Source organism: Micromonospora sp. SCSIO 07396 (assembly GCF_053667945.1).
Genome location: NZ_CM132210.1, coordinates 26,403 through 43,311, shown reverse-complemented (window position 1 = coordinate 43,311; position 16,909 = coordinate 26,403). Strand labels below are relative to the sequence as shown.

At 72.0% G+C, this 16,909-nt stretch carries 13 protein-coding genes; 5 read left to right on the top strand and 8 right to left on the bottom strand.

The genetic code is table 11. The annotated features are described in order from the left end of the window. Positions 1–46: 46 nt before the first annotated feature. Both ACWCHM_RS00245 and ACWCHM_RS00240 read left to right on the top strand, forming a co-directional pair. A complete protein-coding gene (locus ACWCHM_RS00245; protein ID WP_204957709.1) occupies positions 47–5,866 on the top strand; it encodes a ThuA domain-containing protein in 5,820 nt (1,939 codons plus the stop codon). 75 nt (positions 5,867–5,941) lie between these two features. Continuing rightward, positions 5,942–6,484, top strand: a complete 543-nt coding sequence (locus ACWCHM_RS00240; RefSeq protein WP_454221220.1) for a hypothetical protein — start codon at positions 5,942–5,944, stop codon at positions 6,482–6,484. A 159-nt stretch (positions 6,485–6,643) separates the two neighbouring features. Here the strand turns inward: ACWCHM_RS00240 and ACWCHM_RS00235 are convergent, their stop codons facing one another. The 3 genes from ACWCHM_RS00235 to ACWCHM_RS00225 form a co-directional block, all read right to left on the bottom strand. Beyond that, positions 6,644–7,606, bottom strand: coding sequence for an aldo/keto reductase (locus ACWCHM_RS00235; RefSeq protein ID WP_204957707.1), 963 nt, complete (start codon positions 7,604–7,606; stop codon positions 6,644–6,646). 86 nt (positions 7,607–7,692) lie between these two features. Further along, positions 7,693–9,372, bottom strand: a complete 1,680-nt coding sequence (locus ACWCHM_RS00230) for an ABC-F family ATP-binding cassette domain-containing protein (protein WP_204957706.1) — start codon at positions 9,370–9,372, stop codon at positions 7,693–7,695. 41 nt (positions 9,373–9,413) lie between these two features. Further along, the gene (locus tag ACWCHM_RS00225; protein WP_204957705.1) at positions 9,414–10,019 is read right to left on the bottom strand and encodes a class I SAM-dependent methyltransferase; all 606 of its coding nucleotides are present in this window, start codon (positions 10,017–10,019) and stop codon (positions 9,414–9,416) included. 154 nt (positions 10,020–10,173) lie between these two features. On the opposite strand from ACWCHM_RS00225, the gene ACWCHM_RS00220 reads away from it, so the two are divergent. Then, the gene (locus tag ACWCHM_RS00220; protein WP_454221219.1) at positions 10,174–11,277 is read left to right on the top strand and encodes a hypothetical protein; all 1,104 of its coding nucleotides are present in this window, start codon (positions 10,174–10,176) and stop codon (positions 11,275–11,277) included. Between the two features lie 79 nt (positions 11,278–11,356). Here the strand turns inward: ACWCHM_RS00220 and ACWCHM_RS00215 are convergent, their stop codons facing one another. Next, positions 11,357–11,851, bottom strand: coding sequence for a GyrI-like domain-containing protein (locus ACWCHM_RS00215; RefSeq protein WP_239484969.1), 495 nt, complete (start codon positions 11,849–11,851; stop codon positions 11,357–11,359). 154 nt (positions 11,852–12,005) lie between these two features. Between ACWCHM_RS00215 and ACWCHM_RS00210 the strand changes: the two genes are divergently transcribed. Together ACWCHM_RS00210 and ACWCHM_RS00205 are read left to right on the top strand one after the other, a co-directional pair. Beyond that, positions 12,006–12,815: a phytanoyl-CoA dioxygenase family protein gene (locus ACWCHM_RS00210; protein WP_454221218.1), complete on the top strand. Its 810-nt coding sequence runs from the start codon at positions 12,006–12,008 to the stop codon at positions 12,813–12,815. Then, positions 12,812–13,654, top strand: a complete 843-nt coding sequence (locus tag ACWCHM_RS00205; protein WP_454221217.1) for a TrmH family RNA methyltransferase — start codon at positions 12,812–12,814, stop codon at positions 13,652–13,654. The genes ACWCHM_RS00210 and ACWCHM_RS00205 overlap by 4 nt, the downstream gene beginning before the upstream one ends. On the opposite strand, the gene truA is transcribed toward ACWCHM_RS00205, so the two are convergent. From truA to rpsD, 4 genes are all read right to left on the bottom strand, one after another. Next, positions 13,651–14,481, bottom strand: a complete 831-nt coding sequence (gene truA, locus ACWCHM_RS00200) for a tRNA pseudouridine(38-40) synthase TruA (RefSeq protein WP_454221216.1) — start codon at positions 14,479–14,481, stop codon at positions 13,651–13,653. The two genes, ACWCHM_RS00205 and truA, sit on opposite strands and share 4 nt — an antisense overlap. A 74-nt stretch (positions 14,482–14,555) precedes the next feature. Beyond that, positions 14,556–15,125, bottom strand: a complete 570-nt coding sequence (gene rplQ / locus ACWCHM_RS00195) for a 50S ribosomal protein L17 (RefSeq protein WP_204957699.1) — start codon at positions 15,123–15,125, stop codon at positions 14,556–14,558. Between the two features lie 34 nt (positions 15,126–15,159). Further along, positions 15,160–16,182, bottom strand: coding sequence for a DNA-directed RNA polymerase subunit alpha (locus ACWCHM_RS00190; protein ID WP_007073009.1), 1,023 nt, complete (start codon positions 16,180–16,182; stop codon positions 15,160–15,162). A gap of 96 nt (positions 16,183–16,278) precedes the next feature. Continuing rightward, complete coding sequence (gene rpsD, locus ACWCHM_RS00185; protein ID WP_067301470.1) at positions 16,279–16,905, bottom strand: 30S ribosomal protein S4; 627 nt, start codon at positions 16,903–16,905, stop codon at positions 16,279–16,281. Positions 16,906–16,909: the final 4 nt, after the last annotated feature.

The window sequence follows — 16,909 nt, the reverse complement described above, 5'->3', positions numbered from 1 at the left end:
TCCCCATGCCCCCACCACTGTCCAGCACGGACAAAAGGAGCATGGAGTGTCTCCATCCCGCCATCGCCGCGCACGTCGCGGCCCACTGGGTGCCGGTCTACTGGCCCTCTCCCTACTTGCCGGCGGCCTGATCGGCGGCACCGCCGCCCAGGCCGCTCCCGCCGCGGCGGCCCTGCCACAGGCCGCACCGGCACCGGCGGCAGCCGCCGCCGAACCCTTCTCGGTCCTGGTCTTCTCCAAGACCGCCGGATTCCGGCACGACGCCATCCCGGCCGGCATCGCCGCGATCCAGAAGCTCGGCACCGAGAACGGCTTCACCGTCGACACCACCGAGGACGGAGCCGCCTTCAACGACACCAACCTGGCCAAGTACCAGGCGGTGATCTGGCTCTCCACCACCGGTGACGTGCTCGACGCCACCCAGCAGGCCGCGTTCGAGCGCTACATCAAGGCCGGCGGCGGCTACGCGGGCGTGCACGCCGCCTCCGACACCGAGTACGACTGGGCCTGGTACGGCAACCTGGTCGGCGCGTACTTCTCCGGCCACCCCGCCAACCAGCAGGCCACCGTCAAGGTCGAGGACCCCGCGCACCCGTCGACCGCCGACCTGCCGGACCGCTGGTCCCGGTTCGACGAGTGGTACAACTTCCGCACCAACCCGCGCTCCAAGGTGCACGTGCTGGCCAGCCTGGACGAGAAGTCCTACAGCCCGGGTGCCGGCGCGATGGGCGCCGACCACCCCACCGCCTGGTGCCAGGACTACGACGGCGGTCGCTCCTGGTACACCGGCGGCGGCCACACCCAGGCGTCGTACACCGAGCCGGAGTTCCTCAGCCACCTGCTCGGCGGCATCCGCACCGCGGCCGGCGTCGAGAACGCCGACTGCGGCGCCACCAAGACCGCGAACTTCGAGAAGGTCACCCTCGACAGCAACACCAACAACCCGATGGAGCTGGACATCGCTCCCGACGGCCGGGTGTTCTACGCCGAGCGCGACGGCCGGGTGCAGATCGTGAAGCCGGACACCGGCAACACGGTCACCGCGACCCGGCTGGACGTCTTCACCGGCAACGAGGACGGCCTGCTCGGGTTGCGCCTCGACCCGGACTTCACCACCAACAAGTGGATCTACCTGTACTACGCACCGGCCGGTGGCGCCCCGCGCAACTACCTGTCCCGGTTCACCGTCAACGGTGACACCATCGACAAGGCCACCGAGAAGGTCGTGCTCCAGGTCGACACCCAGCGCAACACCTGCTGCCACGCCGGCGGCAGCATGACCTTCGACTCGCAGGGCAACCTCTACCTGGCCACCGGCGACAACACCAACCCGTTCGAGTCCAGCGCCTTCACCCCGATCGACGAGCGGGCCGGCCGGCAGGACTACGACGCGCAGCGCAGCGCCGGCAACACCAACGACCTGCGCGGCAAGGTGATCCGGATCCACCCGGAGGACGACGGCACCTACACCGTCCCGGCGGGCAACCTGTTCGCCCCGGGCACCGCGAAGACCCGTCCCGAGATCTTCGGCATGGGCTTCCGTAACCCGTTCCGGATCGGCGTCGACCAGAAGACCGACACCCTGTATGTGGCCGACTACGGGCCGGACGCCTCGGCGGCCAACCCGAACCGGGGCCCCGAGGGCCTGGTGGAGTGGAACATCGTCGCCACGGCCGGCAACTACGGCTGGCCGTACTGCACCGGCAACAACAAGGCGTACAACGACTACACCTTCCCGTCCGGGCCGAGCGGGGCGAAGTTCGACTGCGCCGCGCCGGTCAACGACTCGCCCAACAACACCGGCCTGACCAACCTGCCGCCGGCCATCGCGGCGACGGTGGACTACGGCTACGCCGGCGACCCGCGCTTCCCCGAGATCGGCGGCGGCGGCGCCCCGATGGGCGGCCCGGTCTACCGCTACGACGCCGACAGCACGTCGAGCCGCAAGTGGCCGGCGTACTACGACGGCAAGGCGCTGCTCGGCGAGTGGAACCAGTCGAAGATGTACACGATGCAGGTCAGCGAGGACGGCAAGACGCTGGTCGACATCAACCAGTTGCTCACCGGCATGCCGATGATCCGCCCGATGGACTTCGAGTTCGGCCCGGACGGCGCGCTCTACATGATCGAGTGGGGCACCGGGTTCGGCGGCAACAACGACGACTCCGGGGTCTACCGGATCGACTACACCGCCGGTGACCGCGCCCCCATCGCCGAGGCCAGCGCCGACCCCACCTCCGGGGCCGCGCCGCTGACCGTGAACTTCTCCAGCGCCGGGTCCCGTGACCCGGACGGCGGCACGCTGACCTACGCGTGGAAGTTCGGTGACGGGCAGACCTCCACCGAGGCCAACCCCACCCACACCTACACCGCGGCCGGCGACTACACCGCGCAGCTCACCGTGACCAACCCCAAGGGCCGCACCGCCGTGGCGAACGTGCCGGTGACGGTCGGCAACACCGCCCCGACGGTGACCATCGAGTTCCCGCCCAGCGGCGGTTTCTTCGACTGGGGCGACCAGGTCAAGTACACGATCAAGGTGACCGACCCGGAGGACGGCACCGTCGACTGTGACCGGGTGCAGCTGCAGGTGCTGCTCGGCCACGACGAGCACGCCCACCCGCTGGAGCAGCACACCGGCTGCACCGGCACCGTGCAGACCTCGCTGGCGTCCGGGCACGGCGCGGAGGCCAACGTCTTCGCGGTCTTCGAGGCCACCTACACCGACGACGGCGGCACCGGCGGCGCCGGCCCGCTGACCGGTCGGGCGATCGAGATCCTCCAGCCCAAGCGCAAGCAGGCCGAGTACTTCACGGCCACCGGGCGGGCCCCGGGCAGCACCGGCGGCGGTGACCCGGGCGTGCAGAAGGAGACCACCACCGACCCCGCCGGTGGCGGCCAGAACATCGGCTTCATCGAGGACGGCGACTGGTGGTCGCTCGTCCCGGCCAACCTGACCGGGGTCGAGCAGATCCGGTTCCGGGTGGCCTCCGAGGTCCAGGGCGGCCGGATCGACGTGCACGCCGGTGCCGTCGACGGTCCGGTGGTGGCCACGGCCACCGTGCCGGGCACGGGCGGCTGGCAGCAGTTCGTCGACGTGACCGCGCCGGTGACGGCCGGCGCGGAGGGCGCGCTGTACTTCGTCGCCAAGGACCCGGCCGGTGGCGCGGGTTCGCTGTTCAACGTCAACTGGATGGACTTCATCGGACGGGGCGTCACCGACAACGCGCCGCCGCAGGTGACGGCCACCGCCACCCCGGCGACCGGCACCGCGCCGGTCACCGTGACCTTCACCGGCACGGCCACCGACACCGAGGGTGACACCCCGCTGACGTACGCCTGGGACTTCGGTGACGGTGGGACGGCGACGACCCTGAACGCCACCCACACCTACACCACCCCGGGCACCTTCACCGCCACCCTGACGGTGACGGACAGCCGGGGCGCGAAGTCCTACGCCACCGTCCCGGTCAAGGTGGACGCGCCGACCAACTCGTGCCTCGGCGCGCGGTCGGACGAGTTCACCGGCAACAGCCTGAACAAGGACCGCTGGTCGGTGGTCCGGGAGAACCAGCTCTACTCGGTCTCCGGCGGGGCGCTGCGACTGCCCACCGCCTCCGGTGACCTGTACGGCTCCCGGAACGACGCGACCAACCTGGTGCTCCAGCCCGCACCCAGCGGGGCCTGGCAGGCCACCACGAAGGTCACCGTGCCCGTCACCGCCGACTACCAGCAGGCCGGCCTGCTGATCTACGGCGACGACGACAACTACGCCAAGGTGGACCTGCTCTACGGCGGTTCGCGCAAGGTGGAGTTCATCCGGGAGACCGCCGGTACGCCGCGTAACGACTCGGCGGACGCCGTGGCCGCCCCGGCCGGTGACACCATCTGGCTGCGGCTGATCAGCGACGGGACCAACCTGACCGCGCAGTTCTCGACCGACGGCACCACGTTCACCCCGGTCGGCCGGTCCGCCGCGCTGGCCGGCATCACCAACCCGCGGATCGGTCTGCTCGCCCTCAACGGCGCCACCACCGCCCCGGTGGTGGACGCGGTGTTCGACTCGTTCGTGGTCTCGCCGGACGCCCCGGCCGGCCCGGTGGACCCGTCGGACGAGTTCACCGGCACCACGCTGGACAAGTGCCGGTGGAACGCGGTGCTCCGGGAGGACCCGGCCGCCTACCGGGTGGCCGACGGCGCGCTGAAGATCGACGTGCCGAAGGGTGACATCTACGGCACCAGCAACACCGGGCCGACGAACTTCATCCTCCAGACCGCGCCGAGCGGCGACTGGACCCTGGAGACGAAGGTCGACGGCAGCGCGCTGGCCGAGCAGTACCAGCAGGCCGGTCTGATCGTCCACGCCGACGACGACAACTACGTCAAGTTCGACTTCATCGTGGACAACCAGGCAGGTCAGACCCCGTCGCGGCGGATCGAGTTCCGTGGCGAGGTCGCCGGGGTGACGCAGAACCCGCAGCCGCAGGTCTCCAACCTGACCTCGGCGGTGTGGTACCTGCGGCTGGCCCGCGCCGGTGACACCTTCACCGCGTCGTACTCGGCCGACGGGCAGGAGTGGACGACGTTCGAGACGCTGACGAACACCGCCGTCGGGGCCACCCCGAAGGTCGGTCTGTTCACCCTCGGCGCGAACGCGGCCACCTCCAAGACGGCCTCGTTCGACTACTTCCGGCTCTCCACCAAGGCGGCCGACACGACCGCCCCGGTGACCACGGCCACCGTCTCCGGCACCCCGACCGAGGGTTGGTACACCGGCCCGGTCACGGTGACGCTGGCGGCGGCCGACGAGGCCGGCGGTAGCGGGGTGGCGAGCACCGAGTACCAGCTCGACGGGGCCACCACCTGGACCGCGTACACCGAGCCGGTGCAGGTCACCGGGGACGGCACGCACGAGGTGCGGTTCCGGTCGACGGACGCGGCAGGCAACGTGGAGGCGACGAAGAAGGTCGCCGTGAAGATCGACGCCACCGCGCCGGTCAGCTCGGCGTCGTTCGCCCCGGCCAACGACGACGGCTGGCACAACGGCACCGTCCCGGTGGTGATCACCTCCACCGACGCCGGTTCCGGGGTGAAGAAGCTGGAGTGGTCGCTCGACGGCGGTGCCTGGACGGCGTACACCACGCCGGTCGAGGTGACCGGGGACGGCACGCACGAGCTGCTGTACCGGGCCACCGACGCCGCCGGCAACGTCGAGGCGCTCAAGTCGGCGGTCGTGAAGATCGACGGCACCAAGCCGACGCTGCTGGTCTCCGGCATCGCCGACGGCCAGCTCTACGGTGACAGCCAGGACGTCCGGATCTCGTGGCAGGCGGTCGACCCGACCTCCGGCATCAAGACGACCTCCGGCGTGCTGGACGGCCGGGCGTACGCCAGCGGCACCCTGCAGGCGCTGTACGAGCTGCCGCTCGGCCTGCACGAGCTGACGGTGACCGCGACCGACAAGGCGGGCAACTCCACCACCTCGACGGTCCGGTTCTTCGTCACCACCTCGTTCCGGGACATGCAGAACCTGCTGGACCGGTTCAAGGCGACCGGACGACTCACCACCAAGGCGCACCGCCAGCTGTCCAACAAGCTGGACGCGGTGCGGGAGTCCGAGGCGGCGGGCAACGACAAGCGGGCGGTGCAGCAGTTGACCGCCTTCAAGGCGTTGGCCACCGACACCGCCGTGGTCACCGACACCGACGTCCGGGACGTGCTGGTCCGGGACGCCGACGCCATGATCGTCCGGCTCGGTGGCGCGGCCACCAAGGCCGGCGTCAAGGCGAACGACAACAAGTCGGTCGACGGGGCCGGCCGGCTCGGTGCCGACCCCACCCGGATCGCCGAGGGCGGTTCGCTGTAAGGAGCACCACGGGGCCGCTCCCACCGTCGACACCGACGGTGGGGGCGGCCCCCTCCATATCGGAAGGAGACGTCGATGCGTAGCTTGAGAGCCCTTGCCGCGCTGGTCGTGGCGGTCCTGGTGGCCCTGCCTGCGGGCCCGGCGGCGGCGCACGGCGGGAAAATCAAGCTGACCGTGGCCGGTGACGGTGCCGGCGGGGTCACCGTGATGGCCGTGTACGCCGACGGGCACCGGCTGGACCAGCTGGTCCGGCTCACCCTGACCGCCGAGGGCGAGGGTGGCCGGACGGCGGGTCCGGTGCAGATCGAGCCGGCCGGGGAGGGTCAGGGCTTCTACAGCAGCGGCCCGCTGCTCTCCCCCGGCGACTGGCGGGTGACGGTCAGCGCCCCCGCCCCGTACCAGAGCACGGCGACGGCGCAGGTGCAGGCCCGGGTGGCCCAGTCGCCGTCACCGGTCGCCATTGAACGCCCGGCGGACCGGACCGATCCGGCCGGGGTGCGGTGGTGGCCGTGGCTGGCCGGCGGACTCGTGGTGGTCGTCGCCGCGGCGGCGCTGCTGTGGCGTCGTCGCCGGGTCGACCCCGGACCCGGGGACCAGCCGGCCGGTCTGGGCGGCTGACGCCCCGGCACCGGTTCCCGCCACCCACCGACGACCGATCGGCCCCGGACACCCACCGGTGTCCGGGGCCGAAGCGTCGGCCCTACCAGGCCGGAACTCGTCCGGGCAGGTCAGCCTCCAACCGGCCCGGTGGGCCCGTCATCCCGCCCGACCGTCGGCTCAGAGCAGGGCGTCCAGGGCGTCGAGGTCGTCGTCGGTGGGCTGCCAGGTGCCGGCGGCGGCGTTCGCCCGGACCTGCTCGGCGGTGGTGGCGCCGGCGATGACCGAGGCCACCGCCGGTCGGGCGGCCAGCCCACCGATGGCCACCTGGAGCAGCGTGAGCCCCCGCTGCGCAGCGAACGTCTCCAGCGCCTCGATGGTGTCCCAGCGGGCGGCGGCGAGCCGCTCGGCGTACCGGCCGCCACCGGCGAGGCGGCTGCCGGCGGGCGGCGCGGTGTCCCGCCGGTACTTGCCGGTGAGCAGCCCGTTGGCCAGCGGGAAGAACGGCAGCAGGCCCAGGCCGAACCGCTCGCAGGCCGGAATGATCTCGACCTCGGCGTCCCGGTGGAGCAGGTTGTAGTGGTTCTGCGCGCTGACGAACCGGGTCAGCCCCCGGGTCTTCGCCGTCCAGTCCGCGTCGGCGATCTGCCAGCCGGAGAAGTTGGAGTTGCCCAGGTAGCGCACCTTGCCGGCGCGGACCAGGTCGTCCAGCGCGGCGAGCGTCTCGTCGACCGGAGTGTCCGGGTCGGGTTCGTGCAGTTGGTAGAGGTCGATGTGGTCGGTGTCGAGCCGGCGCAGCGACGCCTCGACGGCCCGCACCACGTACCGCCGGGAGCCGCGCACCCCGAAGTCGCGGCCGTTGCGACCGCCCATCGACATGCCGAACTTGGTGGCCAGCACCACGTCGTCCCGCCGGCCCTTGAGGGCCTGCCCGAGCAGTTCCTCCGAGCCGCCCGGCGGCTCGCCGTAGATGTCGGCGGTGTCGAAGAAGGTGATCCCGGCGTCGAGCGCGGCGTCGACCACCGCCCGGGTGCCGTCGATGTCGAGCTTGCGGCCGAAGTTGTTGCAGCCGACGCCGACCACGGACACCACGAGCCCGGAGTCGCCCAGCCGGCGGTAGGTCATCTCAGTCACGAGATCCACCCTATGCCGGCCGGACCGGCCCCGACCGGCGACGACCACGCCCGGTGACCGGTCGTGGTCGTCGCCTCACATTCCGCGTAGGCGGCTCAGCCCACGTCCCAGACCGGCTCCGGGGTCTCCACCACGTCACCGTCGCCCCGGAACAGCACGAACCTGTCGAACGACCGGGTGAACCAGCGGTCGTGGGTGACCGCCACGACCGTACCGGCGAACGCCGCCATTCCCGCCTCCAACGCCTCCGCCGAGGCCAGGTCGAGGTTGTCGGTCGGCTCGTCCAGCAGCAGCAGGGTCGCCCCGGACAGCTCCAGCAGCAGCACCAGGAACCGGGCCTGCTGGCCGCCGGAGAGGGTGCCGAAGCGTTGGTCACCCTGGGCGGCCAGCTCGTAGCGGCTCAGCGCCGCCATCGCCGCGTGCCGGTCCATCCCGTCCCGGTGCTCGTCACCGCGCCACAGCACCTCGACCAGGGTCTTCGCCATCAGCTCCGGCCGGTCGTGGGTCTGCGAGAAGTGCCCCGGGCGCACCCGCGCACCCAGCCGGACCACCCCGCCGTGCGCCACCGGGGCCAGCGCGGCGGCCCCGTCCACCGGGCCGTTGGCCGGGTCGGGGTCGGTGCCGCCCCGGGCCAGCAGGCGCAGGAAGTGCGACTTGCCGGTGCCGTTGGCCCCGAGCACCGCCACCCGGTCGCCGTACCACAGCTCCAGGTCGAAGGGGTAGGTCAGGCCGTCCAGCTCCAGCTGCTCGCAGATCACCGCGCGCTTGCCGGTCCGTCCGCCGGCCAGCCGCATCCGGATGTCCTGGTCCTTCGGTGGTACGGGCGGCGGCCCGGCCTCCTCGAACTTGCGCAGCCGGGTCTGTGCCGCCTGGTAGCGGGAGGCGAGCCCGTCGTTGTACGCGGCCTTCTGCTTGTACATCAGCATCAGCTCACGCAGCTTCTGGTGCTCCTCGTCCCAGCGGCGGCGCAGCTCGTCGAGGCGGGCGTGCCGGGCCGTGCGGGCCTCGTGCCAGCTGGCGAAGCCCCCCGGGTGCACCCAGGCGCTACCCCCTTCGACGGCGACCACCCGGTCGGCGGTGTGCGCGAGCAGTTCCCGGTCGTGCGAGACGTACAGCACCGACTTGGTGGACTCGCGCAGCCGCTGCTCCAGCCAGCGTTTGCCCGGTACGTCGAGGAAGTTGTCCGGCTCGTCGAGCAACAGCACCTCGTCGGGGCCACGCAGCAGCAGCTCCAGGGCGAAGCGCTTCTGCTGCCCGCCGGACAGGGTGCGCACCGGCCGGTCCCGGGAGGCGTCCCAGGGCAGGTCGAGCACGGTGGTGGTGACGGTGTCGAAGAGCACCTCGGCGTCGTACCCGCCGGCCTCGCCCCAGGCGGCCAGCGCGTCGGCGTACGCCAGTTGGGCCTTGCCGGCGACGGTGCTGTACTTGCCGCGCAGCTCGGCGTCGCGCATGGCCCGTTCGGTGTCGGCGAGCCGGCGGCCGGCCGCGCGCAACGCCGGTGGGGCCAGCGACAGGGCCAGGTCGGCGAGCGTCGACTCGTCGCCGATCATGCCGATGAACTGCCGCATCACGCCGAGCCCACCGGAGCGGGCGATTGCGCCGGTACGCACCGGCAGGTCACCGGCGACCATCCGGAGCAGCGTCGTCTTGCCGGCGCCGTTCGGCCCGACCAGGGCGACCTTGGCCCCCTCACCGACCCGGAACGACACGTCGGCGAAGAGTTCCCGACCGTCCGGGAGGATGTGCCCGACCGCTGCCACGTCCACGTATCCCACGCCGGCATCCTGCCCGAGGCGCGGGGGCGGGCGACACCGGATTACCTGGTGACCCGCAGCACCCGGTAGCCCTTCTGGCTGGCCTGCCGGGTCACCGCGAACCCCTCGTCGAGCAGCCAGCGGTGCAGCGAGTCGCCGCCCAGGTGCCGGGCCACCACCAGCCAGCCGACGCCGTCCGGGGCGAGCCGGGGCAGCCAGCGGCGCAGCAGGGCGTGCAGTTCGGGCTTGCCGATGTGGATCGGCGGGTTGGACCAGACCTGGGTGAAGGTGACGTCGGTCGGCACCTCGTCCGGGGCGACGGCGTGGATCCGGTCGGCGGCGTCGAGGCGGACGGCGTTCGCGGCGGTCAGCGCGCGGGCCCGCTCGTTGACGTCGACCGCCCAGACGGTGGCGGTCGGCGCGAGGTCGGCCAGCACGCAGCTGATCGGACCGAATCCGGAGCCGATGTCGAGCAGGTGGCCACCGGTGGCGGCGGTCGGCAGCTCGGCCTTGCGCAGCAGGACGGCGGTGCCGGGGTCGAGCCGGGTGGCGGAGAAGACCCCGCTTGCGGAGGCGAGTGTGTAGTCGCGCCCGGCGACGTGGAACTCGACCTCGCGGGGCTGGGCCGGGGCGCTGGGCTCCGGGGTGAAGTAGTGGTCGCCGGTCACCGGGGCATTGTTCCACCGGCCCGTACCGGTCCCGTCGTCGGCGGTCGGTGTGCCCGGCGGCACGCCGGGGTGGACGGCCCGGGGCATCCGACGCGCCGCGCAGTATTTCCTGATTTTATCCCCTAAAGGGGCAATGGACCCTACTCTGGGCGACATGGTATATCGGTACGAGTCCGCTGAGGACGCGTTTGAGGAGAACCCGCGGCCCGGGGCGGACCTGCCGCTGTTCCAACCCGGCCCGACCGCACCGGCCGGTCCCTCCCCGTCCCGCTTCCCGGCACCCTCCCTGCCCCGGACCAGCCGGCCGGCACCGCCGGAGGCCGATCCCGTCCCGATCCGCTCCGCCGTCCAGGTGCCCGCCCCGACGCCCACGCCACAGCGGTCCCGGTCCCGCCGCTCCGGTGACGCCCGGGGCGGCCGGCTCTGGCAGATCGCCGTCGGCGGGGCGGCGGTGCTGATGCTGCTCGGCCTCTGCGGCATCGGCGGGGCCCTGCTGCTCATCGACCGCTCCGCCACCGACGATCCGGGGCAGACCGGGGCCGCACCCACGGCGTCGACGAGCACCGCCCCGACCGACCCGACCGCCGCCGGCCCCCTGGACACCCGGGACGTCGACAGGCAGCCGCTGACCACCAAGGAGGTCTTCCCCGACAAGACCCTGGTCGTCGGCGTCGACAGACACGAGTACCAGGTGCTCAAGACCCAGTCCGGCGCGAACTGCGCCGTGGCCGCCACCGGCGAGATCGCCGACCTGCTGGTCACCCTCGGGTGCAGCCAGGTCGTCCGGGCCACCCTGCGCTCCCCCGACGGCGACCACCTGCTCACCGCCGGCCTGCTCAACCTGACCGACCTGGCCACCGCGCAACGCGTCCGGGACCGGATCAGACCGCTGCTCGACGACCGGCGCGGCCGGTTCCGGGGGATGCCCGCCGGGGACGACACCGAGTCGGTCGCCACCGCCGCCGCCCGCGTCGCCTGGCAGGTACGCGGCCACTACGTCGCCTACTGCCTGGTCACCCGGGACGACGCCGGTGCCGTCCCGGCCGGTGACCGCGCCGTCCGCGAGATCATCTACGACCTGATCGAGCTGCACCTGGACAAGGGGGTGCTGGACCGCCGCGCCGCCGGCGTCAGTGTGGACCAGCCCACCGCGAAGGCCACCGGTCCTGCGGCGACCCCGTCCGCCGGGACGAGCCGGACACCCACCGCCACCCCGCGCGGCGACGACCCGGACACCGACGAACTGCCAGGCGACTGACCACCGTCGACACGGGCCCGGCCACTCCGGCCGGGCCCGCGTCATGCCGGGCGACCCGGCTGCGGCGGCGGACCGGTCGCTACGCCGGCTCGACGGGCAGCCAGAGCTCCCGGGCCGTACCGCCGGGGTCGTCCGTCCCCGCGGACACCGCGACGATCTCCGGCCCCGGCCGCAGCCGCCACGGGTTGAAGGGGAACCACCCCGTCACGGCGGTGGCCCAGGTCTCCTGCAGGACCTGCGGATCCGGCCCCACCACCCGCAGGACCACCCAACGGCCCGCCGGGACCTCGATGACGTCCAGATCGGCCGGGACCGGCGTGCCCCGTGACACGGCGACCCCGTGCAGGTACGTCAGCTCGCTGCCCTCGTCGAAGTCCGCGTCGAGGTCGGCGCAGACCGCGAGCAGGCCGGCCGGCTCGGTGTCGCCGAGCGCCTTCAGCCGCAGGTGCTCCCGCGCCGGCAGCGCCGCGACGTGCCGCTGGATGTACGGGTTGACGCCCCGGTGGATCAGGGGAACCCGGGTGGCGTGCCCCACGAGCCGGAATGCGGGACGGCCGACGATGCGGGTTTCCATGCGTTCGTTCCCTTCGGCGCTGCGGCGGAACCTGAGCCGTCGTACCGGGCGACCCGACCCTTCGTATCGTGGTCGGCACCGGTGCGGCACACCCGACCGAAGCGGAGCGGAAAGTGTCGGGCGACCGGGCCCGGTGCCGCCCCACGATGGGCGCATGGACGACACGACACTGGTATCCCGGTTCCTTCACGACGGCTTCGTGAAGGTGGCGGGAGCCGTCGCGCCACGGGTGGCCGCGGACTGCGCGCGGCTGCTGTGGCGGGAGACCGGCTGCGACCCGGACGACCCGGCCACCTGGACGAAGCCCGTGCACTGGGTGCCCGGCATGGCGCAGGGGCCGTTCGCCGCCGCACCCAACTCCCCGTACCTGCACCACGCGTACGACCTGCTCGTCGGCGCGGGACGCTGGGAGCCGCGCTACTCACTGGGCACCTTCCCGTTGCGTTTCCCGCACCCGGACGAGCCGGACGACGCGGGCTGGCACATCGAGGGCAGCTATCTGCCGGAGGGCGCGAGCTGGTACTTCACGAACATCCGCTCCCAGGGTCGGGCCCTGCTGATGCTGTTCCTGTTCAGCGAGGTCGGCGCCGGGGACGCCCCGACCCGGATCAGGGTCGGCTCGCACCTCGACGTGCCGAAGGTGCTCGAGAAGTACGGGGAGGACGGGGCGAGCGGGCTCGACCTCGCGCCCGAGCTGGTGGCGGCGTCGGACCACCGGCCGGTCGCGCTGGCCACCGGGTCCCCGGGTGACGTCTTCCTCTGCCATCCGTTCCTGGTGCACGCGGCGCAGCCGCACCACGGGACACGGCCCCGCTTCATGGCCCAGCCGCCGCTGCTGCCGGCGGCACCGTACGAACTGGAACGGGCCGACGGCGCTTACTCGCCCGTGGAGATCACGATCCGCCGGGGACTCGGGCAGGAGACCCCCGATCCCGAGGTAGCGGGGAGGCGGGAACAGTCGTGAGCGGGCGGGTCAGTGGCCGCAACGCGCGGTTCCAGCAGTGGGAGGCGCTGCTGCACAACCGGACCAAGCGGCAGCGGCGCGGCGAGTTCCTCGTGCAGGGCGTACGCCCGATCGCGATGGCCGTCGAACACGGCTGGCAGATCCGGGAGCTGCTCTACGACGCCGACGTCCAGTTGTCCGGCTGGGCCCGCACGACCCTGGACACCGTCCCGGCCGAGCGGTACGCCGTCGCCCCCGACCTGATGCACGAGCTGGGCGGCAAGACGGACACGGTGCCGGAACTGCTGGCCGTGGTCGCCCTGCCGGAGGACGACCTGGGCCGCATCCCGGTCGGGCCGACCATGCTCACCGTCGTGTTCGACAGGCCCACCAGCCCCGGCAACATCGGGACGCTCATCCGGTCCGCGGACGCCTTCGGCGCGTCCGGCGTCATCGTCACCGGCCACGCCGCCGACGTGTACGACCCGAAGGCGGTACGGGCGAGCACCGGCTCGTTGTTCGCGCTGCCCGTGGTCCGGGTACCCGCACACCAGGCGGTGCTGTCCTGGGTCGCCGACCTGCACGCCGGTGGTGTCGACCTCGGCATCGTGGGTGCCGACGAGCACGCCCCCGTCGATGCCGCCGGATACGACTTCACCCGGCCCACGCTGATCCTGATCGGCAACGAGACCTCAGGTCTCAGCGTCGGCTGGCGTACAGCCTGCGACCAACTCGTCCGGATCCCGATGTCCGGGGCCGCCAGCTCCCTGAACGCGGCGGCCGCCGCGACCGTCGTGCTCTACGAGTCGGCACGCCAGCGCAGCGCCGCCGCCAGCCGGCAGCACCAGCCGACCGGCTAGGACTCCACCGGGAGCCGCAGGCGGCGGGTCCGGTCCGCGCGGTCGGCGTAGTCGGCCGGGTCGTCCGGATAGCCGACGGCCACCAGGGTCAACCCGTGCGCCGGGGCGACCGTCACCTCGCTTGCGCGGTCCCGCCGCACGAGCAGCCCGGCCGGCCAGTCGACCGGCCGGCGGCCGTCCCCGGCGGTCAGCATCGCCCCCACCAGGCTGCGCACCATCGCCTGGCAGAACGCGTCGGCCTGCACGGTGGCGACCAGGATCCCGTCGGCGTCCCGCCGCCAGTCCAGCCTGGTCACCTCGCGCACCGTGGTGGCGTTCTCCTTGCGCCGGCAGAACGCGGCGTAGTCGTGCTCCCCCACCAGGCCGGCCGCCGCGACGTTCAGGGCAGCCGGGTCCAGCGCCCGGGGCCAGGCGAGGGTGTCCCGTCGCCGCAGCGGCTCGGCACCCCACGGGGCGTCGGTCACCCGGTACTCGTAGCGGCGGAAGGTCGCCGAGAAGCGGGCGTCGAAGTCGGCGGGCACCTCCGTCATCGCCCGCACCCGCACGTCACCGGGGAGCAGCCGGGCCAACCGGCGCAGCAGCCGTTCCCGGTGCTCCGCCCAGACGGCGGCGGGCAGGTCGAGGTGGCAGACCTGCCCGGTGGCGTGCACCCCGGCGTCGGTCCGCCCGGCCACCGTCAGGCCGGTCACGGTGCCCGCCCCGAGCACCAGGTCCAGGGTCGCGAGCAGCACCCCGGCCACCGTGCGCCGGGTCGGCTGGGCGGCCCAGCCGGAGAAGTCGGTGCCGTCGTACGCGACGTGCAACCGCAGCCGGATCCGCTCGTCCACCTCGTACCTTCCCTTCACGACGTCGGGCCCGGCACCCCAGGAAGGGGTGCCGGGCCCGACGGTGCTGCCGTTGCTCAGGCCTTCTTCTCGGTGGCCTCGGTCTCGGTAGCCTCGTCGCTGTCCTCGCGGGCGGCGGCGGTGTCACCGGACGCCGAGACTGGCGCCTCGGAGTCCTGGTCGGCCGGGGCCGCCGGGGTCTCCTCGGCCGGGGCGAGCGCCTCGACCTTGTCCTGCTGGGCGGCCTTGCGGGCGGCGGTCTTCCTGTTCGCCTTCGGCTCGGCGACCTGAAGCTCCTCCACCAGCTCGATGATCGCCATCGGAGCGGCGTCACCCTTGCGCGGGCCGGTCTTCACGATCCGGGTGTAGCCACCGTTGCGGTTGGCGTACCGGGGCGCGATCTGGTCGAACAGGGAGTAGACCACGTCCTTGTCCTTGACGACGCCCAGCACCCGACGGCGGGAGGCGAGGTCGCCCCGCTTGGCCTTGGTGATGAGCTGCTCGGCCAGCGGACGCAGCCGCCGGGCCTTCGTCTCGGTGGTCTGGATCTTGCCGTGCTGGAACAGCGCGGTGGCCAGGTTGGCCAGCATCAGCCGCTCGTGCGCGGGGCTGCCGCCGAGGCGGGGGCCCTTGGTGGGCGTGGGCATGCTTGGTGCTCCTCAGGTGTGGCGGCAGCGCGGACTAGAGCTGCTCGGTCTCGCGATAGTCGTCGGTGTCGTAGTCGGCCTCGCCGAAGGCGTCCACGACGTGTGCCGGGTCGAAGTTCGGGGCCGAGTCCTTCAGCCCCAGACCCATCCCGGCGAGCTTCATCTTGACCTCGTCGATCGACTTCTGACCGAAGTTGCGGATGTCGAGGAGGTCGGCCTCGGTACGCCCGATCAGCTCACCAACGGAGTTGATGCCCTCGCGCTTGAGGCAGTTGTAGGAGCGGACCGTGAGGTCCAGCTCCTCGATCGGCAGGGCGAGGTCGGCCGCCAGCTGGGCGTCCTGCGGGGACGGCCCGATGTCGATACCCTCGGCGGTCTCGTCCAGCTCCCGGGCCAGCCCGAACAGCTCCACCAGCGTCGAACCGGCGGAGGCCAGCGCGGTACGCGGGCCCATCGACGGCTTGGTCTCGACGTCGATGATCAGCCGGTCGAAGTCGGTCCGCTGCTCGACACGGGTCGCCTCGACGCGGTACGTCACCTTCAGCACCGGCGAGTAGATCGAGTCGACCGGGATCCGGCCGATCTCGGCACCGGCCTGCTTGTTCTGCGCCGCCGTCACGTAGCCGCGACCCCGCTCGACGGTCAGCTCCATGTCGAGCCGGCCCTTGCCGTTGAGGGTGGCGAGCTTGAGGTCGGGGTTGTGCACCGAGACACCGGCCGGGGGCTGGATGTCACCGGCGGTCACGTCGCCCGGCCCCTGCTTGCGCAGGTACATGCTGACCGGCTCGTCGTGCTCGGAGCTGACGCAGAGCTCCTTGATGTTCATGACGAGCTCGACCACGTCCTCCTTGACCCCGGGGATCGTGGTGAACTCGTGCAGCACACCGTCGATCTTGATCGAGGTGACCGCGGCACCCGGGATGGACGACAGCAGCGTACGCCGCAGCGAGTTGCCCAGGGTGTAGCCGAAGCCGGGCTCCAGCGGCTCGATGGTGAACCGGGAGCGGGTCTCGTTGATCGACTCTTCGGAGAGAGACGGTCGCTGGCTGATGAGCATTTCTTCTCTTCTCTTCCGGGACGCCCGCTATATGACGCCCACGACACAAACTGTTCCGGTGGCCCGCCCCGCAGGACGGGCCACCGCAACGAGCCCTTACTTGGAGTAGAGCTCGACGATCAGCTGCTCCTGGACCTGGGTGTCGATCACCTGGCGGGCCGGGAGCGAGTGCACCAGGACCTTCATCTGGCTCGGGATCGCCTCCAGCCACGCCGGAACGGTCTTCGAGCCGGCCTGGGCCTGCGCCACGATGAACGGGGTGAGCTCCTTGCTCTTGCCCCGGACCTCGATGATGTCGTGCTCCTTGACGCGGTACGACGGGATGTCGACCTTCTTGCCGTTCACGGTGAAGTGACCGTGCTTGACAAGCTGGCGGGCCATGTCCCGGGAGTGCGCGTACCCGGCCCGGTAGACCACGTTGTCGAGCCGCGACTCGAGGATCTGCAGGAGGACCTCACCGGTCTTGGCCTGCTTGGCCACGGCCTCCTCGTAGTACCCGCGGAACTGCTTCTCCAGCACGCCGTAGACACGACGGGCCTTCTGCTTCTCGCGGAGCTGGAGCAGGTACTCCGTCTCCTTCGTGCGGCCACGGCCGTGCTGCCCGGGCGGGAACGGCCGGGACTCGAACGGGCACTTCGGGCCATCGCACTTGCTGCCCTTGAGGAACAGCTTCATCTTCTCCCGCCGGCAACGGCGGCAGTCAGCACCGGTGTAACGAGCCATCTCT

What these genes read in the sequence shown, in the direction of transcription:
- ACWCHM_RS00240 (WP_454221220.1), top strand. Translation starts at nt 5,942, where the DNA reads ATGCGTAGCTTGAGAGCCCTTGCCGCGCTGGTCGTGGCGGTCCTGGTG.
- ACWCHM_RS00220 (WP_454221219.1), top strand. Translation starts at nt 10,174, where the DNA reads ATGGTATATCGGTACGAGTCCGCTGAGGACGCGTTTGAGGAGAACCCG.
- ACWCHM_RS00215 (WP_239484969.1), bottom strand. Translation starts at nt 11,851, where the DNA reads ATGGAAACCCGCATCGTCGGCCGTCCCGCATTCCGGCTCGTGGGGCAC.
- ACWCHM_RS00210 (WP_454221218.1), top strand. Translation starts at nt 12,006, where the DNA reads ATGGACGACACGACACTGGTATCCCGGTTCCTTCACGACGGCTTCGTG.
- rplQ (WP_204957699.1), bottom strand. Translation starts at nt 15,125, where the DNA reads ATGCCCACGCCCACCAAGGGCCCCCGCCTCGGCGGCAGCCCCGCGCAC.
- ACWCHM_RS00190 (WP_007073009.1), bottom strand. Translation starts at nt 16,182, where the DNA reads ATGCTCATCAGCCAGCGACCGTCTCTCTCCGAAGAGTCGATCAACGAG.
- rpsD (WP_067301470.1), bottom strand. Translation starts at nt 16,905, where the DNA reads ATGGCTCGTTACACCGGTGCTGACTGCCGCCGTTGCCGGCGGGAGAAG.